Below are 16,823 nucleotides of genomic sequence, written 5' to 3'. Positions count from 1 at the left end.
CATCAACCTTTGCTGGCCGGCTTTTGGTTTTCAAGTCCCCTGGTCTCACCTTGGATCATGTCCTTAGCTGCCCCTATAACAAACCGCCTTTATTCAAACGTCCTTTCGACTAGCTCAAAGCCCTCACCCCCTCTCACTATCATGTAGCTGTCCGTCTGGCTGAGGTCTATCGGCTGATACCAGACCTGGACCTCTGATAGATACCCAGGCTGTTCGATCAGTTCTCCGTCCAACCCATGCACGGGCTTCAACACCACACTGCGCACTACCGGAACATCTACCGTGTCCGGTGCATCCAGCATCGCCTGTACATGAGGCATATCAACCGTTGCCAGTAGAACGAACAGACTCGATACCGTATGCCGTTTGATGACACACGAACCGTCATCCGACTGAGCTACCCTGCATAGAGCGTTTTGGTACCGGATCAACTCACCAGTCGTTTCATAATCTTTCTCATACACACCAGCTCCTACCCAGGTTGCTGACAGAGTTGGATTTAGGTTGGAGACTTCTGCTGGACTCTCTTCACTCACTGCTTTGCTCCTCCCATATTCTCAAGCACATCAGCGATTCGTTCTAGCTGTCCTCCGATATGTTGCAAGGCTCCTGCTTGCTCTTCTGATGACTCAGCTAAGGACTTACCGAACTCAGCCTCTCTGCCAACTAAAGCCTTTAGGATGTCATCCAGTCCTACCCCCTTATTGCTGCCATAAGTGATCGTCTTGACTGCTTCAATCAACTCACTTGCGCTCTCAGCTTTCATTTGCTCACTCACTCCCTATACTTACATTTGTAGCCCACTCAATAACAGCTCTATCGAACGCTTCATATGCTTCATCGATAGCAGGATGACAGTCTAGGTCTCTCAACACATACCTAACACCGGCCTTCATCTTGTCAGCGTCCGTATCTACGACATCCCATTCATTAGGCGTCATGAAATCTCTTGCTAGATCACCTACTGCCCAACGCCTACCGGTCTGCCTGGACAACCAATGTCCGAAGGTTTCAATCTGTGCTGTCATTTTCTTGAACACCTTTCTCGCTCACTTTTTACAAACAACACTAGACGTCGATTCGATCAGCAGATTTTCGTCAAAACGCCCTGACCTGCTGTTTTACAAAAATCCGCATAGTTTCGTTTTGCCCCCATAGTTCCAAATCGTAAACTATGCTACCCCTGACCTGCGGTTACATAGTTTCCATAGTTAGCATAGTTGGGTGCGCGGAGGAGCCGGGGGCGTGTGTGAGTGAGTGAGAGAACGGTACACACGGAAAGAAAGCCGTAAAAATATTCTCTCCTGTGTGTAACCTCTCTCCTAACTATGCTAACTATGGTAACTATGCAGATATTTATAAAGTAGCAGGTCACAGTAGATGTTGATCTCGCATAGTTTGGCCATCCTCGCACGTCAGCAAACCATGCGGAACTATGCATCAGCGTCTGTCTCCTGGCTCGACCTGAGAAGATCTTCAAATTCCGGCGAGTCAGTTTTCAAAATTTTGTAAGACTTGGCTCCTCGTCGAACTTTTACGTCTACCATTTGGACAAATGCCAAACCACCGAAGTCCACCTTCGCCCGATCCCTGATCCGGTTGCCGAGTTTCTGACTGACTGACAGCAGGGATTTGTCCAGTGCAAGCTGTTGCAACTCGTCATCAGGTAACAGCTCCTGGGACAGACCACCACTAGAGCCAGGCATCCCCGGCACGAACTCGAACAGGCTCAGGGCATCTTTGACCGTCCATGCCTGACTTCCCAGACGTTCGTAGAGAGCGTGGATGAACGCCGTCCAGCCCTCAGCCTCTGCGTCCTGACCGGAACCGTTGGTGCCGGTCGTCGGCTCCCCATCACCGAACCGGCCTTCGATCCCGCAAGCATCCAGAATCCCCTGCACAGTGCGAATCCAGTTCGTGTAGTCGTCCTGGCTGCCTCGCAGCTCCGCCAGCTCAGCACCACTGACATACCAGTGTCGGACCAGAGTGAGAAGTGCTCGAAGCAGCCCAGCCCTGTTTCGAGCTACCCAAACCGGCAGGTCATGTGTGAACTTTCGATTCTTTTGCTGTACGAGATCCACCCACAGAAGCCGACGTTTGAGGTCGCCTCCATATTTGAGGTTGTTTGCCGTGATCATCCAAAGTCGGTCATTTGCGAAAGACTCGTTTTCCGACACACCCTTTACACGGCCGGAATAGGTTGCCTTGGTTAGGAGTGCTTCGATGACGTGGTTGCTAAGCGGCTTTTCAGACCTGAAGTTGTCAAATAGCACCACAGGAGCGGTAGTCGTTCTGAGAATACTGAACACTGAATCGTCAGACTCTCGATTGTTCGTTAGGACACTTGCAGCCCTGAACACCTGCCCATGCAGGCTTTCTGATATACCAGCGAGGTACCCCTTACCAGAACCTGAGTTACTGGCATGGATTACCGCCAACTTGTATGGCGGAGGTACCAACTCCCGTAGCAGTGGAGTCAGTAGAAGGCCAACTGTGTTGGCGTAGTGATCCTGGCTAACGAACTTGAACTCACCAATAGCTTCATGGATAAGGGCAGCCGACTCCTTTACTTCAACTTTCGTTGGCACTTCGGGAATCTCTTCCATTTGAAGTCCCCTGTTAGGCAGGTATAGCAAGCCTGTAGCGTCGTCATATCCCGGTTCGGACAACACAGTTCCGTTGCTCCGTATGATCGGTGTATGCGTGACGCCTCGGAGGTACCGCAAATTTGGCAATTCTTCCGGAATGCCGATAACGTGAGCAACCGAATCGGCCGGAAACAGTCGAGCTTGGTATATCACCTTGGGTCCATTGGGTTCGCGATCTTCTTTCGGTATCTTCTGTACCGCGAACGTTTTGTATGATCCCCTGATTTTCGATAGTATCGGAGCTGACTTTTCAACTACTTTGAATTGCGCTGGCCCATCGTGCTTCTCATCACTTCGGGGATTCTTATATCCGTTTTCACCTTCCATTGGTGTGTAGGTCAGATCTGAACCTCTTAAGAAAAACCCTGACAGACCGTTCTTGCCGAGCTCATCCGCAAGCCAGTCAGCAGCCTGTTTATGGTTCGTGACGTCGACTTCTGGTTTGGTCGATCTGTCATCTTGGCTTGGCGATGGATTTAGGACACACCCGCACGTTTCCCCTTTGACCAACCATGGATCAACTGTTGGATCATCTCGCCAGACCAGGCATCCGCAGATCAGCGGAATGAGGTATAGACCTTTCATGATGAACTTTTCCTGACGCCCTTGTTCGATGAGCCTTTGCGTATCAGGGTCTAGGACAACATGATCATCATTCTTTTGAAAGCTACCTTTTTCGCGACGTCCGTATCCAGCTGCCTGTGCCGCCTTGACAGCCTCTAGCTCTTCGGCTGTGAACGCGATTTCCTCGAAGCGTCCGGTTGCATCAGGCCTGGGCTTGATGAGCGGATTGCCATAGACGTAGCCGACCTTGGCCAGTGCGGCCTCGATTCTGTGTGGCTTGCCCTCAGGTTGATCAAACTTCTGCCACGCTTGCGTGACCAGCTCTTTCGCGTCATCTTCCGAGATGCCGTTGAGCCGACAACCATGGGCCACCTTGTTCGCAGCCTCATCCCTCAAGCCCACTGGTGCACCGTGGGCGATGATGTCCACCGCTCTGGGAAGTCCTCCTGTGTCGAGATCGCGCAGTCGCCCGCGTCGATGGCTACCGTTGGCGGCTTTCCAGTCTGGTGTTGCGGTCTCTAGCGCCCTAGCCAGCAGCGGACCAGGTGCGGCAGGCGGCTTCGCCCTCTTCCACTGGTACCTCCTGCCGGAGGCGTGCACGCTCGGCGACACGACACCGTACTGGTGCCAGCCCTTCACATCTACGCATCGTTTCCAGCGATTGGCAGTTTTAGCCCGCTCAGATCCGGTGTGCAATATGTAGTAATGAGGGTTACCAGACCCGGATATACCGATCAGCGTATCTGGTGGTGATTCTCCTCTTAGGCCAAGCTGTGCGCAAAAGTTGAGAAATACCAACTCTCCGTCTATGGTCTCTACCTGATCACCATTGATGATTTCTTCAGAATCGCAATCTATCAATTGAAGGATTGCTTCAGATCTCGTTTCACCATCCTCACCTAGCAAGCTAAGTGGCTCACCCATGAGGACGCCAACATTTGGTTCAACACCGTCAACGCTAGCGCGTGTAAACATGTTCATTACGGTTTGAGCATCATCTGAAGCGTCTACGGTGTATTTCACCATCGGACACTTACCGATACTGGTGCATTCACCATCGTTGTCTACACGGCACTGTTTATTCTTGTAGCAAGTGCATCCCACACAGTTGCCGTCATTATCAAATATTGGCGCGCATGTCGGAAAGACTTTAAGGCCAAGTGTTGCATAATACGCCGCTGCGTCGATGCTGCTCATCGAGTCGGTAACGTGGAGATCTTGCCATGTCACAGAAATAGCTTCTTGGTCGGGCATACGATATACTCCAAATAACGGCAAACCCGGCCCAAGCGCCAGCGGTTGTTATCAGATCAGCGGTGGCTACCCGCAGACTTTCAGTCCGGCCCCGGTCCCCAAGACCGGGGTCATCTCATGTTCAGCTTCGCCATACGTTCACTTTCTCTGTACGCAAGACTTCCGCGCCATCAGGCCCCTTAACATATGAAGCAATCCATTGACGTCTGTGTTGTTTACGTCCAGGTCCGTATGGTTGATTGCGCCAATGTCCACGCACAACCCAACGGTGTTTATACTTTCGACCGAACTTAGTTCCCGTATCGGCGTTCTCATCAGTCGGTCTGTACTTCTTTCGTACATCGATGAGAACTACATCGTTACGTCTTTTTCGTGGCGATGCCCCACCCTTAACCTTCCGTCGCGCTTTATGTTGAGTACGTTCGACGATTTCTGGTTGAGACATTAAAAGCCAGGGTGCCTGTAGAGTTTTCAAGACGGTAGTCATGTGCATACTGTCCGGACCATCTACCGGATGGAATACGTCACCTAAAATTGGACGTAGCGTCGATCGATCAAAGGCGTCTCTATATAAATTGCCGCTCACACTCCTCTCATGATTGCCATCTGTGTAGTAGGTCAACTCCACACCTACTGTGTCAGCGGGATTACCGACAAGACGTTCAGATGTACCCCAGCAGATCGCATGAATAGGTATGTCAACCCTACTGAGAGTACCGGGAAACTGGTAATCTAAGCTTCCTATGCCGCCGTCAAAAAAGATGAACCCGTTATCACTAGGCTGAGCTTTGATGTCCCAAAATCCTTCGGTCTCTAGCTCTGACCCGGCCTGTACGGCTAGTGCAGACATTGTTTCTGTCACATAATACATGTCAGCACGTTTAAGTAGATTCACGACACCATGATGACCTTCGTCCATGGTCTGAAACTTTTTATACACATCTAAAACTTCATCACGTAGCTTCGGAAGCTCTCTTGGATACATAGTCTCTCGTATCAGTCGTGTGTCTGTCGGGTCTGCTCTACATTTTCCACCTCACTCATCTGTTGACATCCTCCAGTTCAGCAGACCTGACCGTTGTAACCTCACCCGGCCATATCATCCGCGAGAGTTCCGTTCTCTGCTCAACACTGAGGGCTGGTTCAGCCCGCAGGTAGCGGTTGATGTATCCGGCAAGTTGCAGTGCGTTCAAATCTCGCCTCAGCTCTTTTGCCTCATCGATCCGGCCATCCTTGGTAGCTCTCGCAATCGCGACATTAATCCTGCGCTGGTCTCGGACATGCAGGTCGTCGGCGCTCGGTATCCTGGTAGACATTGTGCCCTTTCCGGGTCTCGTGGTTAATGCCTAGCAATATTCAATATGCGCGCGCGGCAGTTTTCAACCTCAACCAAGGTTAAGGTAGTTCCATTCTGATAACAGCAATTTATGAATCCGCAGCTCAGCCTGTACAGCGGCCCACCAGAAATTCTCGAAAATCGCCTACCCGGTTTCAAATACTCTTCAGAAAATACTCACACAAAATAGAAAACCCCCTTCGGTTTTCACCGAAAGGGGTTCTCGTTTGCTAGCAACCAATGCGTTCGAACTCTTCATCATCACCGAAGTCGTGGCAGATACAGCCACACCGACGTTCGTAACAGTCTTTGTGCAGACTGCCTGCACACAATGCGCTTTTGCTCATACTCGCTCTTAAAAACTTGTCATCAGTTTGCCGGTTGCTGGATCACGTCGAATCGTGGGATCTGCTCTATCTAGGGTCGCGTTGGCGTGCTCCATGAGCCGCTCTAAATGCTGTGCGGCCTCCTGGTCGAAGATCACCACGTAGGTTGCAGTGCCTTGCCCTGTGACGATGCAATGCTGCCACTCACACAGCTCACGATCGCCCAGCGCCGCCTCGGGTATAACCGCCCAGCCCGCGTACCTGCGCGCCTGACTGCCGAACTCGCCACGTCCGAGGAACGCTGGCCAGCCGTCCACGTCGAGCTGCACCCAGTCGGGCGGCAGGTCGCGCGCATCCAGGCATTCGGCCCCCGCCACACTCAGCGGACAGTTAGGCTGCGCGGGCTTGTGCCGCCAGTGCCACTCTCGATGCTGACCACAGAAGGCGCGCACAGAACCTTCACACGATGGGCAAACCCCTTTCGCACCCGGCGTCGGCTCGACACGATATCCATCATGGATGGCGTATCTCATCTGTTTCTCACCTCGATTAAATCGCCGTCATCGTCTACGTGCCCGACGACCGGTTTAACAATGTATAGTCGCGATTTGCGATGGTACCCCTCGATAACCCTATCGCCGTCCCTGACCTCACCAACGACGATGCGTTCCACCACCCGGACAGACCACGGATAGTACCCAGCATCGACAGCGTCGATCAGCATTCCACAAAAAATATGAATATCACTTTCCGGAACTTTAGGCGGATTCTGCCCACCAGATTTCATCCGCCGAATTCGATGCTCGACCGTATACGTCAGAGTGGAAACGTCGTGCTCGACCAGGCAATTGTTATAAATATAGTGCAATCGCCCGTTATGCAGACACACGTCTTCGACGCTAGCTTCCCGTAAAATTGATTCCATCGTGGGAACCTCGTAACTCATCATGCTGCATCCCCTCCCTGATCTGCCTGCGCACGAACTGGCCCCAACAGAGCTGCGAGTTGCTCGCGATGCTCTTGTGTCAACGGGGGCGCACTCTCAACAACCCTGCGAATAGTTTTGTCGAGATTGGCATACGCTAATTCCTCGCGCAGCTTTATGACCTCTGGGTGGCCTTCACCTTTGGCACGAATAGTCGCCGCCAGGCGCCCCTTGATTGATGTCGGACTGCTCACGCGTCATAGATCCTCTACTGCCTCGCGATAGCCGCATCTGTCGCTTCTTGGGCCGGGATCTATGTCAACTCGTGCGGTGGCCTTTCCTCATTAATGCTCGCGCACTGGCACTGGCATTGTCAAGCCGAGCCGAATATTAGGACTACTCTTCAATTGAATTCGGTGAGTTTAATTCGTTGGTTTCTTTTCTCAGCAACACAACTCGTTCTTCGACAGGTGTTCCTCGTCTGCCTGGCACCGGGTTTGGCGTAACACGGAGCTGCCCGACGTATCCAGGTGACAGCACCAGCCGCGCGGCTTCGCGTTTCGCTGACATCGGCATATCCGCCCAGCGAGCAGCGATGTCGGCCCCAGGACCCAACAGCCGCCTGAGCACGCCCGGTGTGCTCAGCTCGATCTCGCGCTGCTGAGCCGTTTCTAGCCGTTTCCGGATGCCGGGCTCAGCGCGAGCGGCAAGCGCTGCCGTCAGATCACCACGCCCGACCTGATCCGCGAGGTCGTCCAGCTCGACCTGGATGGCTGCGATCTGATCACGCAGCGCGGCTAGCTCGGTGTCGGCACCTGGGTCTACGTGGGTGTTTCGCCGATCACGTAAATAGCTGATAATCAGCCTCTCGGCCACGTCATCTAGACCGGCCTTGCTCACCTGGACATGTCCGGCCTGCTGGCACCTATAGAACGGCGCGCGATTCGTGCGGTTCTCGGAGCCGACGATGAGGACGGAGCCGCAGGGGTCGCACACCGCGATCATGCTCAGGAAGTGTCTGCCCGCGCCACGACGGACGTTTCGCCCGTGGTTGGTCCTGCGTGTCGGATCACCGAGCAGCTTCTGGACTGCGTGCCACCGGGACATGCTAACGATCGCGGGCCATTGCCCCTCGGTCAGCGAGCCTTCGCCGGGCTTGACGCGACCGTTGCGGCGACCTGGCACGTGCAGACGCAGCCCGGCATAAGCGGGGTTGGTCGCGAAATGTCGCAGGAACTGCGGCGACATCGTTTTACCGGTGCGAGTCGTGATGCCCCGGCGCTCGTAGTCAGTGGCGATTGCGCGCAGCGAATCGCCAGCCTCCAGGCGGGCGAACAACTCCTCGATGACGGGAGCCTCAGCCGGATCTGGCTCCTCACCTGCGATCCGCCTGGTATCCGGGTCGTAGCGGCGTCGGTAGCCGAACCGCACGGGACCATGTGGGTGACCGGCCGCTGCCAGCGCGGCGGCATCACGGCGGACGCGTGTGCTGATCTTGCTCGATTCGTACTCGGAGTCCACCGCATCCTCGATGAGGCTTTTCCGGTCGCGGCTATTGCTGGGGTCGTAGATCCGGCCGTGCGTGGTGACGGCGATCTTGACCGACCGCTGCTCACACAGCTCCAACAGCTCGACCCACTCACCCACCTTGCGGCTACCCCTGCTGGACTCCCAGAGCACCAGATGCTCTGCCCCGAAGCGGTCGGTTCGGAGATCATCCAGCAGGTCATCAAAGCCGTCTCGCCGCGTTCGGCTGTGACGGCTGGCTGACCCCACATCACGATACGGTTCGCCGAAATCCGTCTCTGACCAGCAGCGACGGTTGTCTTCCTGCTGCTCATCGTTGGACTTCTGGCGCCCGGATCGATCGACGGATACACGCAAGTACTCGCGGCCTGTGGTCATGGTGTGTAGTATAGCGGTTATTAGGGAAGTGGATGGACCCTGCCGCTACTCGCCGGTGAGAACATCGGCAGCAGGTTCGTGGTGCCCACCGTCGCGGGCTGCGTTGACCTCGTCGTCCATGTCGAACTCGATCACGACGGGCACCGGCGGGTCCGGGAAATCGTGGCCGTGCCCGGGCGGGTGGAGGACGAGGTCGTCGAACTCGAGCAGATCTACCTTCGACAGCAGGACCGGCTGGTCCGGGCCGACGGGTACCCACCGCATGCCGAGCGGTTCGAGCGGGCCGGATTCGATCTCGGCACGCTGCTGGGACGTAGCTGATGGGAGCGCTGCTAGGACTCTCCCTCGGCACCGGCCTGCTGTTGATCTGGCAGGGGTGGCAGTACCCGGAGCGCGCACGCCGACGCCGTAGTCTCGGCATCCGACGCCGGCTCACCGACCTGATCGCCGAGGCCGGCCTCGAAGCCGTCACACCACGACAGCTGCTGTTGTCCAGCATCGGCCTGGCCACGATCACCGGCATGGTGTTCCTCGCCGTCTCCGGCACCTGGCCTATCGCTTTCGCGTTTGCCTTCTTCGGCGGATACAGCCCGACGGCGCTCGTCCGGATGCGAGCACGCGCCCGCCGCCGCGAGCTCCAGGACCTCTGGCCGGACGCGATCGACAATCTCGCCTCGGCGGTCCGCGCCGGGCTGGCCCTGCCCGAGGCGCTGACTCAACTAGGCGTGCGCGGCCCGGTACCGTTGCGCCGGCCGTTCCAGCGCTTCGGCGAGGACTACCGTGCGAGCGGCCGTTTCAACGACTGTCTCGACGCTCTGAAGAAGCGGCTGGCAGATCCCACCGGAGACCGCATCGTTGAGTCGTTGCGGATCGCCCGCGATGTGGGCGGCGCGGACCTCGGCCGGCTCTTGCGCACTCTGTCCACATTCCTGCGCGATGATGCCCGAACCAGGTCAGAACTCGAGGGCCGGCAGTCGTGGGTGATCAATGCGGCGCGGCTCGCCGTGGCGGCACCCTGGGTTCTGCTGGCTCTTCTCTCGTTGCGCTCCGCGTCGGTTCAGGCGTTCAACGCACCCACCGGATGGCTGGTACTGGCCGGCGGCGCCCTGCTGTGTCTGCTGGCATACCGGTTGATGATGCGGCTCGGGCAGCTCCCGCGAGAGGAACGGGTACTGCGATGAACCCCACCTGGACCACCGGAACCCTGCTGGGGTTGGCCGCCGGCGCCGGCTTACTGCTGATCTGGGCCCGGCTGCCGGCCCGCAACCGTCCCACCCTCGACGATCGCCTCGCGCCGTACGTCGGTGCACCTACCGACCATCGACTGGAACGCCTTCTGGCTGACCAGGTCGTCACTCCGTTTCCCACCCTTGAGCGGATCGTGCGGCCGTATCTCACCAAAGGCGCCGCCTCACTGGAACGCGTTCTGGGCGGCGGCGCATCGATCAGCCGGCGTCTCGAACAAGCCGGACGCGACCAGACCCTGCATCAGTTCCGCATCGAGCAACTCATATGGGGCGCGGTGGCCGGCACCGGCGCGGTCGCCATGAGCCTGGTGATGCTTCTCCGGGGTTACAGCGGCTCTCCTGTCCTCCTGGTGATCTTCTGCGCGGCCGTGGCCGTCGGCGGCATCGTCGCCTGTGATCATCGGCTCTCCGCTGCTGTTCGGGAACGCGAACGGCGCATGATGGCCGAGTTCCCCACCATCGCCGACCTCCTCGCGCTCTCGGTGGCCGCCGGGGAGGGTGCCGTTGGCGCGCTGGAGCGGGTGGCCAGATCAAGCCGCGGCGAGCTCGCCCGGGAGCTGTACCGGGCACTGGCCGACGCGCGCACCGGTGCCGGGCTGGTCGAGGCTCTAGACCGGATAGCCGACCGGACCAGCCTGACGCCCCTGGCGCGTTTCGTGGACGGCGTCGCCGTGGCGGTGGAACGCGGCACCCCCTTGGCCGATGTGCTGCGTGCCCAAGCCGCCGACGTCCGGGAGCTGCGCAAGCGTTCTCTGATGGAAATCGGCAGCCGCAAGGAACTCGCCATGCTTGTGCCGGTGGTGTTTCTCGTTCTGCCGGTCACCATCATCTTCGCGCTCTACCCCGGCTTCATCGCGATCAGCACCGTCGTCCCGTGACCTCCATGCTGTCGGGGCGAACGGGTCGTCCACACCTACGCGAACAAACGAAAGGAAGTCATCATGTCCATACTCCGAAACCGGGTCCGCGACGAGCGTGGCGACGTACCCGGCTGGGTCCTCATCACGATCATGTCCGCCGGCATCGTCGCCGTTCTGTGGCCTTTCGCCGAGCAGTATCTTCGGCAGGTTCTCGAGACCGCACTGGATCTCGTGCGGCCGTGACCCGCCGCCGGCCACCGGAACGCGGCGCTGCAGTGGTGGAGTTCACTCTCGTTTCGGTCCTGCTGTTGACCCTCTTTCTGGCGATCCTGCAGCTCGGCTTCGTGATCCACGTGCGCAACACTCTGGTGGCCAGCGCCGCGGAAGGTGCCCGATATGCCGCCAACGCCAACCGCGGACCGCACGACGGCACGGCGCGGACGCAGGCGCTGATCGCTGAGTCGTTGTCCCCACGGCTCAGCGGTGACGTTCAGTCACGCGTGATCGATGTCGGCGGAGCCTCCATGGTCGAGATCACCGTCACCACAACACTGCCGCTGGCCGGTCTGCTCGGGGTGGAGCGAGGGCTGAGTGTCTCGGCGCACGCGGTTGCGGAGCCCGGAACGTGAGCCGGGTCCGCGACGAACGTGGTGGCGCGATCGTGGAGTTCCACCTCCTCGGGCTTCTGCTGCTCGTGCCCGTCGTTTACATCCTGCTGACCGTGCTGGACGTACAGCGGTCGTCGTACGGCGTGACCCAGGCAGCTCGGGAAGCCGGCCGGCTCTATGTCACCACTGGCGATCAGCATGCCGCCCGCCTTGCCGCCGAGGTGGCCCTACGTGATCAAGGCCTCGACGCGGACGCCGTTTCAGTGGTCTTCTCCTGCTCGGCCACGCCGTGTTATCAGCCAGGCGCCGAGATCACCGTCGTCGTCGACACGGACGTCGCCCTCCCGCTGGTGCCCGACGTGCTCGCCGGCTCGGCGCACGCGCATGTGCCCGTCAGCGCCACCCACGTGGCAGTCGTCGACCGGTACCGGGCGCTGCAGTGACACCGGACCGCACACCTCCCGGCGTCCTGCAAAGCGAGGGCCATGACGCTCACCTTGCAGGACACAACCTGATGTGGAGCCGCCAGGAGGCCGGCCAGATCACTGTTCTGATCATCGGGTTGGCGATCATCCTGGGACTGGCCGTCGCTGTCATCGTCAACGCTTCGAATGTCTTCCTGGAACGCAGGTCCTTGGCCTCGTGGGCAGACGGCGCGGTCACGGCGGCAGCCCAGCAGGTATCCCACACACACCTCTACGGCGGCGAGTCGGTCCGGACGCTTCCGCTGTCCGAGGCAGCTGCCCGCCAAGCGGTGGCGGACTACGCCGTGCGCACCAACCTGACGTCGAGGCTCGACGACTTCGCCATCGTGGACGTCGCGGTCGAATCAGGCTCTGGGCGGGTCACCGTCGAGCTGGCGGCGTCCACCCCGTTCATGCTCGCCGGAGACCTGACCTCCGGCCTGACGTCGTTCCGGGTCACCGCCCGTTCGACCGCCGTCGTTCCCCTGGAGTAGTGGAGCGACGCCGATCTTCGGACCACGTCAGCCCCGGGCAAATACCCCAAGCCCAGAACTGCGCGACTATTCGGGCTGAATTGTCGCAATCAAGGGTACGTACGTGGCTCCTGACCACTACGTATGTGGGTCTCCACGACGCGGCGAACGCTGACTGACGGGCAAAGTCATGATCGTGATTCAGTGGGGGGACACAGACGAGCCAACAGCATTGCTCACCAAAGCTCGAACCGGTGACGATGCCGCCTTCGAAGTCTTGTACGAAAGCGTTGCACAAAACGCACGACGAGCCGCACATCGCATTGTTCGCGACGCCTATGCGGCCGACGACCTCGTACAGGAAGCTTTTTACCACATTCTCCGGGCCGTACGGTCCGGACACGGGCCGACTGACTCCTTCAGCGCCTACGTCATGGCCACGGTCAAACGCCTCGCCTATCGTTACTCGAAGACGCAAAGCCAGACGATGTGTTCAGATGACAACACCCTGTGGGAGCGGCTCATCGCACCCGTCGCGTTCGAATCGCCGCAGGCTGACGTCGTCGCCGCCGCATGGGAAACCCTCCCGAAACGATGGCAGCAGGTGCTCTGGCTGATCGAGGTCGACCGCTACTCCCCTGCCGAACTCGCCCCCCGGATGTCCATGACGGCGAACGCGGTGTCAAGTCTCGCCACCCGCGCCCGCAGCGCACTGCGCTCGGCCTATCTGGCTCAACTGCAAGAGGCATAGGGAACGCGCACTGAACCCGTGCCGAGCAGCAAGCTCGGGTCGGGTGTGCCGGCGCCAGGCAGGCGGGGAGCTGAGACCGATTCAGAGGCGGCACGGAAAAGCCGCGCCGCCCCTGGACACCACGCAAGTTCTTCACTCCTCGACTGCCTCGCCGGCGACGTCCTGAACCGCGGCGACCAGCCGGGCCAGCTCCGTCCTGGACCGGATCCCCAGCTTGCGGAAGATCTTTCCCAGGTGGGTCTCCACCGTCCGGACCGAAACGAATAGTTCCGCGGCGATCTCCCGGTTGCGCTTTCCGACGGCCACGAGCGCCGAGACCCGGCGCTCGGCTTCAGTGAGTTCCTCGACGCCGACGGCGGCCGATACCGGCGCCCGGCCGGCAGACCGCAGCTCCTCGGCCGCCCGGGAGACGAACACAGCGGCATCACTTTCCTGGGCAAGGACCATGGCACGGTACAGCCAGCGGGCCGCGTCCACCTTGTGCCCGAGCCGCCGTAGCCGTTCGCCGTAGCAGAGCATGGTCCGGGCCAGCTCCAAGGGAGACACGAATTCGTCCTGCTCCTCCACCGCCCGTTCGAAGAGTCCGACCGACTCCGCACCGACAGCGACGAGAGCCTGGCACCTGGCCAGCGTGTGCCGGGCCCAGGCTGTGGGGACCTTCCTGGCCCGCTCGTCGAAGTCCGCCAACGCGGCCTCCGCCCGCGCGGTGTCCCCCGCACGAACGCAGGCTTCGATGTAGTCAGGCTCCACCGGCAAGATGGAAGGATCAGAGTGTTCCAACGCGTACCGGCGGGCGTGCTCGAGTACCGGCACCGCCTCGTCGAGCCGCCCCGACAGGAGGAGGAGGGCGCCGGTCTCCGCTTGCACCAACGCCGTGGCCCACCAGTCCCCGTGGCGACGGGCGTTCTCGACCGCCTGCTGCCGGCATTCCCACGCCAGGTCCGACCTCCCACGCAACGCGTTCACCCTGATCATGTGGGCAGACACGAGAGCCTGCCAGACCCCTCCCGTGGCTGCCCGTTCCCAGGCGGACGCTGCTTCCTCGGCCGCCACCAGACGCCCGGCCAGCATCTCCAGTTTGATGGTCACCGACTGCGCGAGGCTCTGCACCAGAGAGACGCGGCCGAACCGGCCGTCGAGTGTGACATTGCGGACGAGACGGCGCGCCTCGTCGAAGCGCTCAGCGCGCACCAGAACCATGGCCCGCCAGATCGACCATTCGGCATCGGAGAGCACATCGGTCGAGGGCGGACTCTCCTCGATCAGCTTGGCCGCGCTGTGCGGTTCTCCGGAAATCGACGCGATCCACGCCGCTGTGCATCGATACAGGTCACCAGTGGTGTCATCGTAATGATCGGCATACAACTCGGCACGCGTGAGAAGTTGCCTCGCCTCGGCCTGCTCCATCCGCCACGCGAACCCGATGGCTCCGGCCAGGTTGAGCCGAGCGGCCCGGTTCGGGTCGACGTCGGCGATCTCCTCACTGTGCCGCGAGATCAGCCCGGTGGCGACATCACCGTCGAGGAGACTGCGGGCTCGGACCTCCAGCAACACGAGGTCAGCCCGTTGGATGGCGGTCGTGTCCCTGGTGAATCGCTCCCGCGCGATGTCGATGACCTCTTCGAACTTCCCTCCGGCCAGAGCAAGCCCTCCGGCGACGATCATCCGGTCGACACGCACAGCGGAATTGGCAGTCAGCCGGACCGATTCCCGGGCGAAAGCCAAGGCCCGTTCCACCTCACCGCGGTTGCGAGCGCGTTCCACGACCTTCTGGACATCGGCCGCCAGGTCCTCGTCTTCATCCACGGTGGCCAGCGCACGGTGCCACAACCGCTGGTCGTCGTCGTCAGGATACGACGCGGCCAGCCGCTCGTGGGCACGGCGTCGTTCGTTCAGCGACGCCACCTGCCATACGACCGATGCCACGGCGCGCGGGCGCAGCGTAAACGAGCCGTCGGAACGGTCGACGTGTTCGTTGAGCAGCCAAGCTACTGTCGAATCGCCGTGCTCTCGCAGCGCATGCAACACCGGAGCGATCCGGCCGTCGCCGCTGACCGCCGCGGTCAGCAGTGCGGTCCGGCGCGACTTGTCGAGCTCGGCGAGTTCCGGCAGGTACAAAGACTGCAACACCGGCGACCGAGGTAAGTAACGGTCCAGTTCGACCCGACCGGCCAGCTGCCCGTCCGGCACTCGTTCGCGCAGATCGATCAAGACTCCGGGGTTGCCGCCGGCCCGCGCGACGATCTGCTCGGCCACCCGCGGACGCACCGGCCGGCTGCCGGAACGGCAGAACAACCGGACGGCGTCGGGGGCGGACAACTCCTCCAGATGGATCGTGTCCAAACCCTGGAACACCGCCGAGTTCTCCGAGGGGTCGACAGCCAGTGCGACGACGAGGGGCGCTGACCGCAACCGGCGCGCAACGAAACCCACCGCTTCCTTGGAGCCCGAGTCCAGCAGATGGGCATCGTCGACCATGATCAGCATCGGGGTCTTGACATCGCCGATCATCGACTGCAGCCGGATCGCGACATCGTAGGGGGTAGCTGTGGTCTGCAACCCGCCGACGAACGTGCGGACGCGGCGCGCTGCGTCTTCGTAGCAGTGTGGCCGCAGTGAGTCCGCCACGGCGGACAACACAAGATGCAGTCCCGAGAAAGGCCAGTCCCGTTCCGCCTCCGCACCCACCACGTGCGAAACCGCGATCTCCTCACCAGCTGGCCGAACCTCGGACCGCGCGCCGCGTTCGATGTCTCGAAGCAACGCTGTCTTGCCGATACCCGCCGGGCCGGTCACCACGACCGCCCCGCCGGCTCCCGTTGACACCGACGTGAGCAACGCCCGTATTCTCTCCGTTTCCGCGACCCGGCCGATCGAGCCGTCCTTCTGTGTCTCCATCGATGCACCTCATGCGTGTTGGTCCCACCTATACCGACACGTTGCGAGCAGGAGCCCCACTAGCTGACTCGCCACGATACGAATCAAGACGCAGCAGGCGCAGGCAAATGACGAGATCGATGGGGTGGTGCGAGGGGTGATGGAATGGGTGACGATCCGGCCGGCAGCCCGGAGAGGCCAATGTCCGGCAGTTCGGCGCCGCGTGGCACGCCCAGGGGCTCGCACGGTGGCGAAGAGCTCGCTTGGCAATTCGAGGCGGCACAAAATCAGCGCGCAACTGGAAAACGCATCCGGCCCGGCCGCCAAGGGCCGGCCCCTATTCGTCAGAGCGTCGGCAAACAATTCGCCGGAAAGAAGCACAGCCTAAATTCCTGCCGAGTCACGCTGTGTTGCTGGATATCACGTTGCGTTCAAGTTGGCAATATCCAGATCCTCACTAGTCCACATTCGGCGTACGTATTTTCCACACGCATCATTCTGTAGCCCCAGATTCGGACATATCAGACCAAAGTTTCCGACATAGTTGGTTTGCGGCGCGCCACGGGCGGGACCAAAGCGCGCCAC

Annotated in this window: 17 protein-coding genes; 8 read left to right on the top strand and 9 right to left on the bottom strand. The window is 59.9% G+C overall.

The window, feature by feature from the left end; all coding sequences use genetic code 11:
* Nucleotides 1-89: 89 nt before the first annotated feature.
* The 8 genes from F7O44_RS16255 to F7O44_RS16220 form a co-directional block, all read right to left on the bottom strand.
* Nucleotides 90-536, bottom strand: coding sequence for a hypothetical protein (locus tag F7O44_RS16255; RefSeq protein ID WP_162451310.1), 447 nt, complete (start codon nt 534-536; stop codon nt 90-92).
* Nucleotides 533-766: a hypothetical protein gene (locus tag F7O44_RS16250; protein WP_162451309.1), complete on the bottom strand. Its 234-nt coding sequence runs from the start codon at nt 764-766 to the stop codon at nt 533-535. The genes F7O44_RS16255 and F7O44_RS16250 overlap by 4 nt, the downstream gene beginning before the upstream one ends.
* A 4-nt stretch (nt 767-770) precedes the next feature.
* Nucleotides 771-1,028, bottom strand: a complete 258-nt coding sequence (locus tag F7O44_RS16245; RefSeq protein WP_162451308.1) for a hypothetical protein — start codon at nt 1,026-1,028, stop codon at nt 771-773.
* A 405-nt stretch (nt 1,029-1,433) separates the two neighbouring features.
* Nucleotides 1,434-4,466, bottom strand: a complete 3,033-nt coding sequence (locus F7O44_RS16240; RefSeq protein ID WP_162451307.1) for a bifunctional DNA primase/polymerase — start codon at nt 4,464-4,466, stop codon at nt 1,434-1,436.
* Nucleotides 4,467-4,587: 121 nt separating this feature from the next.
* The gene (locus F7O44_RS16235) at nt 4,588-5,451 is read right to left on the bottom strand and encodes an AcrVA2 family anti-CRISPR protein (RefSeq protein ID WP_162451306.1); all 864 of its coding nucleotides are present in this window, start codon (nt 5,449-5,451) and stop codon (nt 4,588-4,590) included.
* A 706-nt stretch (nt 5,452-6,157) separates the two neighbouring features.
* Entirely contained in the window at nt 6,158-6,661 is a 504-nt protein-coding gene (locus F7O44_RS16230; RefSeq protein ID WP_162451305.1) for a competence protein CoiA family protein, read from the bottom strand.
* Entirely contained in the window at nt 6,658-7,077 is a 420-nt protein-coding gene (locus F7O44_RS16225; RefSeq protein WP_162451304.1) for a hypothetical protein, read from the bottom strand. The genes F7O44_RS16230 and F7O44_RS16225 overlap by 4 nt, the downstream gene beginning before the upstream one ends.
* A 372-nt stretch (nt 7,078-7,449) precedes the next feature.
* Complete coding sequence (locus tag F7O44_RS16220) at nt 7,450-8,958, bottom strand: recombinase family protein (RefSeq protein ID WP_162451303.1); 1,509 nt, start codon at nt 8,956-8,958, stop codon at nt 7,450-7,452.
* A gap of 81 nt (nt 8,959-9,039) precedes the next feature.
* On the opposite strand from F7O44_RS16220, the gene F7O44_RS16215 reads away from it, so the two are divergent.
* From F7O44_RS16215 to F7O44_RS16185, 8 genes are all read left to right on the top strand, one after another.
* Entirely contained in the window at nt 9,040-9,279 is a 240-nt protein-coding gene (locus F7O44_RS16215) for a CpaF/VirB11 family protein (protein ID WP_222851420.1), read from the top strand.
* Nucleotides 9,279-10,139: a type II secretion system F family protein gene (locus F7O44_RS16210; RefSeq protein ID WP_162451302.1), complete on the top strand. Its 861-nt coding sequence runs from the start codon at nt 9,279-9,281 to the stop codon at nt 10,137-10,139. Before F7O44_RS16215 ends, F7O44_RS16210 begins: the two co-directional genes overlap by 1 nt.
* A complete protein-coding gene (locus tag F7O44_RS16205) occupies nt 10,136-11,083 on the top strand; it encodes a type II secretion system F family protein (protein ID WP_162451301.1) in 948 nt (315 codons plus the stop codon). The genes F7O44_RS16210 and F7O44_RS16205 overlap by 4 nt, the downstream gene beginning before the upstream one ends.
* 63 nt (nt 11,084-11,146) lie before the next feature.
* Nucleotides 11,147-11,308 (top strand): hypothetical protein, encoded by a 162-nt coding sequence (locus F7O44_RS29350; RefSeq protein ID WP_174255940.1) that lies wholly within the window; start codon nt 11,147-11,149, stop codon nt 11,306-11,308.
* The gene (locus F7O44_RS16200) at nt 11,305-11,694 is read left to right on the top strand and encodes a TadE/TadG family type IV pilus assembly protein (RefSeq protein ID WP_187361424.1); all 390 of its coding nucleotides are present in this window, start codon (nt 11,305-11,307) and stop codon (nt 11,692-11,694) included. Before F7O44_RS29350 ends, F7O44_RS16200 begins: the two co-directional genes overlap by 4 nt.
* Nucleotides 11,691-12,116, top strand: coding sequence for a pilus assembly protein (locus F7O44_RS16195; RefSeq protein ID WP_162451300.1), 426 nt, complete (start codon nt 11,691-11,693; stop codon nt 12,114-12,116). The genes F7O44_RS16200 and F7O44_RS16195 overlap by 4 nt, the downstream gene beginning before the upstream one ends.
* A 71-nt stretch (nt 12,117-12,187) precedes the next feature.
* Nucleotides 12,188-12,631, top strand: a complete 444-nt coding sequence (locus F7O44_RS16190; protein WP_162451299.1) for a pilus assembly protein TadG-related protein — start codon at nt 12,188-12,190, stop codon at nt 12,629-12,631.
* Nucleotides 12,632-12,806: 175 nt separating this feature from the next.
* On the top strand, nt 12,807-13,361 hold the full coding sequence (locus F7O44_RS16185) for a sigma-70 family RNA polymerase sigma factor (protein WP_162451298.1): 555 nt from the start codon (nt 12,807-12,809) through the stop codon (nt 13,359-13,361).
* Nucleotides 13,362-13,493: 132 nt separating this feature from the next.
* Here the strand turns inward: F7O44_RS16185 and F7O44_RS16180 are convergent, their stop codons facing one another.
* Nucleotides 13,494-16,259: a helix-turn-helix transcriptional regulator gene (locus F7O44_RS16180; RefSeq protein WP_162451297.1), complete on the bottom strand. Its 2,766-nt coding sequence runs from the start codon at nt 16,257-16,259 to the stop codon at nt 13,494-13,496.
* Nucleotides 16,260-16,823: the final 564 nt, after the last annotated feature.

The organism is Phytoactinopolyspora mesophila (assembly GCF_010122465.1).
Classification (GTDB): Bacteria; Actinomycetota; Actinomycetes; order Jiangellales; family Jiangellaceae; genus Phytoactinopolyspora; species Phytoactinopolyspora mesophila.
The sequence above is the reverse complement of the archived record's forward strand: the minus strand, read 5'-3'. Positions and strand labels throughout refer to the sequence as shown.

Bases quoted from the DNA above. Each gene is read 5' to 3' on its own strand.
- F7O44_RS16250 (WP_162451309.1), bottom strand. From the start codon at position 766: ATGAAAGCTGAGAGCGCAAGTGAGTTGATTGAAGCAGTCAAGACGATC.
- F7O44_RS16180 (WP_162451297.1), bottom strand. From the start codon at position 16,259: ATGGAGACACAGAAGGACGGCTCGATCGGCCGGGTCGCGGAAACGGAG.
- F7O44_RS16210 (WP_162451302.1), top strand. From the start codon at position 9,279: ATGGGAGCGCTGCTAGGACTCTCCCTCGGCACCGGCCTGCTGTTGATC.
- F7O44_RS16245 (WP_162451308.1), bottom strand. From the start codon at position 1,028: ATGACAGCACAGATTGAAACCTTCGGACATTGGTTGTCCAGGCAGACC.
- F7O44_RS16230 (WP_162451305.1), bottom strand. From the start codon at position 6,661: ATGAGATACGCCATCCATGATGGATATCGTGTCGAGCCGACGCCGGGT.
- F7O44_RS16235 (WP_162451306.1), bottom strand. From the start codon at position 5,451: ATGTATCCAAGAGAGCTTCCGAAGCTACGTGATGAAGTTTTAGATGTG.
- F7O44_RS16220 (WP_162451303.1), bottom strand. From the start codon at position 8,958: ATGACCACAGGCCGCGAGTACTTGCGTGTATCCGTCGATCGATCCGGG.
- F7O44_RS29350 (WP_174255940.1), top strand. From the start codon at position 11,147: ATGTCCATACTCCGAAACCGGGTCCGCGACGAGCGTGGCGACGTACCC.
- F7O44_RS16190 (WP_162451299.1), top strand. From the start codon at position 12,188: ATGTGGAGCCGCCAGGAGGCCGGCCAGATCACTGTTCTGATCATCGGG.
- F7O44_RS16205 (WP_162451301.1), top strand. From the start codon at position 10,136: ATGAACCCCACCTGGACCACCGGAACCCTGCTGGGGTTGGCCGCCGGC.
- F7O44_RS16225 (WP_162451304.1), bottom strand. From the start codon at position 7,077: ATGATGAGTTACGAGGTTCCCACGATGGAATCAATTTTACGGGAAGCT.
- F7O44_RS16240 (WP_162451307.1), bottom strand. From the start codon at position 4,466: ATGCCCGACCAAGAAGCTATTTCTGTGACATGGCAAGATCTCCACGTT.